Source organism: Mesorhizobium sp. M7A.F.Ca.CA.004.12.1.1, from assembly GCF_003997835.1.
Taxonomy (GTDB): domain Bacteria; phylum Pseudomonadota; class Alphaproteobacteria; order Rhizobiales; family Rhizobiaceae; genus Mesorhizobium.
Genome location: NZ_RZRK01000404.1, coordinates 1 through 5,605, shown reverse-complemented (window position 1 = coordinate 5,605; position 5,605 = coordinate 1). Strand labels below are relative to the sequence as shown.

The 5,605-nt window shown below is 63.6% G+C and carries 7 protein-coding genes; 4 read left to right on the top strand and 3 right to left on the bottom strand.

Features of this window, described 5'->3' with window-relative positions; genetic code table 11:
• The 4 genes from EN984_RS20645 to EN984_RS20630 all read left to right on the top strand — a co-directional run.
• A partial coding sequence (locus tag EN984_RS20645) for a phosphoenolpyruvate carboxykinase (RefSeq protein ID WP_127383915.1) occupies positions 1–1,497 on the top strand: 1,497 nt, incomplete at its 5' end.
• Between the two features lie 84 nt (positions 1,498–1,581).
• Positions 1,582–2,019, top strand: coding sequence for an alternative ribosome rescue aminoacyl-tRNA hydrolase ArfB (arfB, locus tag EN984_RS20640; protein WP_023810634.1), 438 nt, complete (start codon positions 1,582–1,584; stop codon positions 2,017–2,019).
• Between the two features lie 88 nt (positions 2,020–2,107).
• Positions 2,108–2,581: a peptidoglycan-binding protein LysM gene (gene lysM, locus EN984_RS20635; RefSeq protein ID WP_127383914.1), complete on the top strand. Its 474-nt coding sequence runs from the start codon at positions 2,108–2,110 to the stop codon at positions 2,579–2,581.
• 102 nt (positions 2,582–2,683) lie between these two features.
• The gene (locus EN984_RS20630; protein WP_127383913.1) at positions 2,684–3,313 is read left to right on the top strand and encodes an alpha-ketoglutarate-dependent dioxygenase AlkB; all 630 of its coding nucleotides are present in this window, start codon (positions 2,684–2,686) and stop codon (positions 3,311–3,313) included.
• Here EN984_RS20630 and coaA read toward each other — a convergent pair.
• From coaA to hisF, 3 genes are all read right to left on the bottom strand, one after another.
• Positions 3,300–4,259, bottom strand: coding sequence for a type I pantothenate kinase (gene coaA / locus EN984_RS20625; protein ID WP_127266882.1), 960 nt, complete (start codon positions 4,257–4,259; stop codon positions 3,300–3,302). The two genes, EN984_RS20630 and coaA, sit on opposite strands and share 14 nt — an antisense overlap.
• A 24-nt stretch (positions 4,260–4,283) precedes the next feature.
• Positions 4,284–4,607 (bottom strand): phosphoribosyl-ATP diphosphatase, encoded by a 324-nt coding sequence (locus EN984_RS20620; RefSeq protein WP_127266881.1) that lies wholly within the window; start codon positions 4,605–4,607, stop codon positions 4,284–4,286.
• A gap of 70 nt (positions 4,608–4,677) precedes the next feature.
• Complete coding sequence (gene hisF, locus EN984_RS20615) at positions 4,678–5,472, bottom strand: imidazole glycerol phosphate synthase subunit HisF (RefSeq protein ID WP_164748906.1); 795 nt, start codon at positions 5,470–5,472, stop codon at positions 4,678–4,680.
• Positions 5,473–5,605 lie beyond the last annotated feature (133 nt).

Genomic DNA, 5,605 nt, shown 5'->3' with positions numbered 1-5,605 from the left:
CGCTTGACCGCCCATGGCGCGCTGGTCGCCGAGACCGGACAGCACACCGGCCGCTCGCCCAAGGACAAGTTCGTCGTCCGCGATGGCGCCACCGAACCACATGTCTGGTGGGACAACAACAAGGCGATCTCGCCGGCCCAGTTCGACACGCTGCTCGCCGATTTCCAGGCGCATGCCGCGGACAAGGATCTATACGTCCAGGATCTGGTCGGCGGCGCCGATGCGGAGTCGAGGCTGCCGACCAGGGTGATCACCGAATTTGCCTGGCACTCGCTGTTCATCCGCAATCTGCTGATCCGTCCGGATGCCGCCGAACTCGAACAGTTCGTGCCTGAGATGACGATCATCGACCTGCCGTCCTTCCGCGCCGATCCCCTTCGTCACGGCAGCCGCACCGAAACGGTGATCGCCGTCGATCTTTCGCGCAAGATCGTGCTGATCGGCGGCACCTCCTATGCCGGCGAGATGAAGAAGTCGGTGTTCACCATGCTCAACTATCTGCTGCCGGCGAAAGGCGTGATGCCGATGCATTGCTCGGCCAATGAGGGTGCGGCCGGCGACGCCGCCATCTTCTTCGGCCTGTCGGGCACCGGCAAGACGACGCTCTCGGCCGATCCCTCGCGCACGCTGATCGGCGACGACGAGCATGGCTGGGGGCCGCACGGCATCTTCAATTTCGAAGGCGGCTGCTATGCCAAGACGATCAAGCTGTCGGCGGAAGCCGAGCCGGAAATCTTCGCCACCACGCAGCGCTTCGGCACGGTGCTGGAAAATGTCGTGCTCGACGCTGATGGCGTGCCGGATTTCAACGACGGAAGACTGACCGAGAACACACGCTGCGCCTACCCGCTGGACTTCATCCCCAATGCCAGCAAGACCGGCCGCGCCAACCATCCCAACAACATCATCATGCTGACCGCCGATGCGTTCGGCGTGATGCCGCCGATCGCGCGGCTGACCCCGGCGCAGGCGATGTATCATTTCCTGTCCGGCTACACCGCCAAGGTGGCCGGAACCGAAAAGGGCGTGACCGAGCCCGAAGCGACGTTTTCGACCTGTTTCGGTGCGCCGTTCATGCCGCGCCACCCTTCCGAATACGGCAATCTGCTGCGCGAGCTGATTGCACGCCACGGCGCCGATTGCTGGCTGGTCAATACCGGCTGGACCGGCGGCGCCTACGGCACCGGCAAGCGCATGCCGATCAAGGCGACGCGCGCGTTGCTTGCAGCCGCACTTGACGGCTCGCTGAAGACGGCCGAGTTCCGCACCGACCCTCATTTCGGTTTCGAGGTGCCGGTGGCTGTGCCGGGCATCGATAGCGCCATTCTCGACCCGATGATTCTGGACCCCCGGGCGACCTGGGCCGACAAGGCCGGCTACGACCGTCAGGCGGCACGGCTGGTCGGCATGTTCGCCGTCAATTTCGAGAAATTCGAAAGCCATGTCGACGCCGTGGTGCTGGGCGCGGCGCCGCGCATGCAGGAAGCGGCGGAGTAATCGCGCCACAGGGGTCAGCTTTCGTTGAAAGGCCCGGTTCGATCGGGCCTTTTCTTTTTCGATCCGCCGCGCCATGACTGCGGCATGGCGAGCGACGACAACATCATCATATCAGGCGATGCGGTGATCCATCCGGGCGACCTGCACGAGGATTTCATCCGCTCGTCCGGTCCCGGCGGCCAGAACGTCAACAAGGTGGCGACGGCGGTGCAACTGCGCTTCGACGCGGCCAACGCAACGGGTCTGTCGGAGCGCGTGCGCGAGCGGACGATCAAGCTTGCCGGCCAGCGTGCCACCAAGGACGGTGTCATCGTCATCGAAGCAGGCCGCTTCCGCACCCAGGAACAGAACCGGGCGGATGCGCGGGCACGGCTGACGGCATTGGTCGCCAAGGCCGCCGAACCGCCACCGCCGCCGCGCAAGAAGACACGGCCGTCGAAGGGTGCCGTGGAACGGCGGCTGAAGAGCAAGGCCGGGCGCGGCACGATCAAGAAGCTGCGGGGCCGGGTGGAGAACGATTAAGCACCACACCAATCACGCGCAAAACGACTTCCCATTTTGGACCGCAGATGCAAAGTTCAACCATTGCCATTAGCAAGGGAGACCAAGGATGGGCATGTTCGATTTCGTCAAGAGCGTCGGCAAGAAACTGGGCATCGGCGGTGACGACGAAGCCGCACCCACGGCCGACACACTCAAGAAGGAGCTCGATTCGCACAAGCTCGGCACCGATGGCGTCGAGGGCGTCGTCACGGGCGACACGGCGGTGCTGAAGGGTGTGGTCAAGGACCAGTCGATCTTCGAGAAGGCGGTCATCGCCGTCGGCAACACGCTCGGCGTCTCCAAAGTGCAGGCGGACGAATTGCAGGTCGCGCCAGCACCTGGCACGGCCGCCGCCCCCGCCAAGGAGCCCACCTTCTACACGGTGAAGAAGGGCGACAATCTCTGGAAGATCGCCGAGAAAAGCTACGGCAAGGGCCAAGGCGTCAAGAACACGGTCATATTCGAGGCCAACAAGCCGATGCTGACCCATCCCGACAAGATCTATCCGGGCCAGGTGCTGCGCATTCCCGACCTCGCCTGATCGGCGGCTGCCAATTCGACAAGAGCGGCGGCTTTCGGGTCGCCGTTTTCATTTGAACGTGACATTTTACGGTTCCGAACCATCCAAGAGGTAATCGAATCCGTGCTCGTCCTGCCCAAAGGCGTCCGCCACATGCCGGCCTACCTGTCGCGCAGCGCGCAGGAAGAGATGGTCGACGAGGTGGGACGGATCGTGCAGCAGGCGCCGCTGTTCGTGCCGGCCATGCCGCGCACCGGCAAGGAGATGAGCGTGCGTATGACCAATTGCGGGCCGCTCGGCTGGGTCACCGACAAGGAGCACGGCTATCGTTACCAGCCGGCGCATCCGGTAACCGGGGCGCCTTGGCCGCCAATTCCGGATGCGCTGCTCGACCTGTGGCGCGAGGTCTCGGGCTATTCGCACCCGCCGGAAGCATGCCTCATCAATTTCTACACGCCGGACGCAAAAATGGGCCTGCATCAGGACCGCGACGAGACCGATCTTTCGGCGTCGGTCGTCTCCGTCTCGCTCGGCGACGACTGCCTGTTCCGAGTCGGCCAGACCACGCGTGATGGCGCCACCAAGTCGTTCAGGCTGCAAAGCGGTGACGTCGTGGTGCTCGGCGGCGAGGGGCGGCTGTGCTTTCACGGCGTCGATCGGATCTATCCCTCGACCTCGGCGCTGCTGAAAAACGGCGGGCGGGTCAATCTGACGCTGCGGCGGGTGACGGAGCCGGCCGTCACAGCTTCCTGAGCGCCACTTCCTCGATCAGGTGGTCGGCGCCTTTGCGCAGGATCAAGTCGGCGCGGGCCCGCGTCGGCAGGATGTTCTCGCGCAGATTCTTCAAATTGATGTTGGTCCACAGGCCTTCGGCGATGGCGCGCGCCGAACTCTCCGACAGCTGCGAATAGCGGTGAAAGAAGGAGTCCGGGTTGCGGAAGGCGGTCTCACGCAGCCGCATGAAGCGGGAAATGTACCAGTTGTGGATCAGCTTCTCGTCGGCATCGATGTAGATGGCGAAGTCGAAGAAGTCCGACAGGAAAGGGACGATCTTGCCGTCCTGCGGCAGCTTGCCGGGCTGCAGGACATTGATGCCTTCGAAGATCAATATGTCGGGCCGGTCGATGGTGACGAACTCGCCAGGAATGACGTCATAAGTCAGGTGCGAATAGACCGGCGCGCGGACATCGGGCAGCGCCGACTTGATGCCCGACAGGAAGCGCAGCAGCGCGCCCACATCGTAGCTGTCGGGGAAACCCTTGCGCTCCATCAGGTTCTCGCGGCGCAGGACCTCGTTGGGCAGCAGGAAGCCGTCGGTGGTGATGAGATCGACCTTGGGGCTCGACGGCCAGCGCGCCAGCAGTTCCTTCAGCACGCGTGCGGTGGTCGATTTGCCGACGGCGACCGAACCGGCAATGCCGATGATGAACGGTGTCTTGACCACGTCGACCGCGTTGAAGAAGGCCTGGCGTTGCCGAAACAGCAGCTGGCTCGCTTCGACATGCGCCGACAACAGCCGCGACAGCGACAGATAGATGCGCGTGACCTCCTCGAGATCGACCGGATCGTTGAGCGAGCGCAGGCGGCGGAATTCGTCCGCGCTCAGCGTCAGTGGGGTATCGGCGCGGAATTGCGACCATTGCTCGGCGGAGAAGAAGCGAAAGGGGGAATACTTCTCGGTCGGCGCGAGCTGATCCATCGAGATACCTGCCCTTCCTCGCGGTCAGCCCTTGGGCCGTGACGCCTTCTCGGCGATGCCCGAACGCCGGGTGCGGCCTTCGAGTTCCCTGAGCACGTCGCTCAGCGAAACTCCCGAGAGGCCGAGAACGACGAGCCAATGATACATAAGATCGGCGCTTTCTGAAACGATGGCCGGTTTGTCGCCCCTGACGGCGGCAATCACCGTCTCGACGGCCTCCTCGCCGAGCTTCTGCGCCGCCTTGTCGATGCCGCGCGCGAACAATTTTGCCGTCCACGAATCCGGATCTCCTGAATGGGCGCGTTCCCCAATGATTTTTTCCAGATCGGAAAGCGAAAACTCGGTCATGGCGTCATCTATCTGCTTGTTTAAGCATGATCTTTTCCGAAAACCGGTTCCCACTTTTCGGGATCATGCTTTAGGGCCGATTATTCACAGAGTCCAGCCGCATCGGCAGGCCGGCGGCGGCCATATGCGCCTTGGCCTGCGCTATCGTGTAGGTGCCGAAATGGAAAATGGACGCGGCCAGCACCGCGCCGGCATGGCCGTCGCGAATGCCTTCGACCATGTGGTCGAGCGTGCCGACGCCGCCGGAGGCGATCACCGGCGCGCGCACGGCGTCTGATATCGCGCGGGTCAGCGCGATGTCGTAGCCGGCCTTGGTGCCGTCCCGATCCATCGAGGTCAGCAGGATCTCGCCGGCGCCGCGATCGACCATTTTCCGGGCGAATTCGACCGCGTCGATGCCGGTCTTTTCGCGGCCGCCATGAGTGAAGATCTCCCAGCGGTCGGTCTCACTGGTGCCCGACACCTTCTTGGCGTCGATGGCGACGACGATGCACTGGTTGCCGAACTTGTCGGCGGCCTCCGCAACGAAATCCGGGTTCTTCACCGCGGCCGTGTTGATCGACACCTTGTCGGCGCCGGCCAAAAGCAGCTTCCTGATATCGGCGACCTGGCGCACGCCGCCGCCAACGGTCAGCGGCATGAAGCATTGTTCGGCGGTACGTGCGATAACGTCGAAGATGGTCTCGCGATTGTCCGACGAAGCGGTGATGTCGAGGAAGCAGAGTTCGTCGGCGCCGGCCGCGTCATAGGCCTTGGCCGCCTCGACCGGATCGCCGGCGTCGACGAGATCGACGAAGTTGACGCCCTTGACGACACGGCCGTTCTTGACGTCGAGACAGGGGATGACACGGGCTTTCAGCATCAGCGGCCCTCTATCGTGGCGATGAGATCGTTCAGCAACTGGCCGACCTGCGGCGGAACATCGGCCTGGGCGTCGAAGGCCGGGTCGTAGGCGGAAACGGTGATGCCGACGATCGGCACCGCCAGCGCGATGCCAC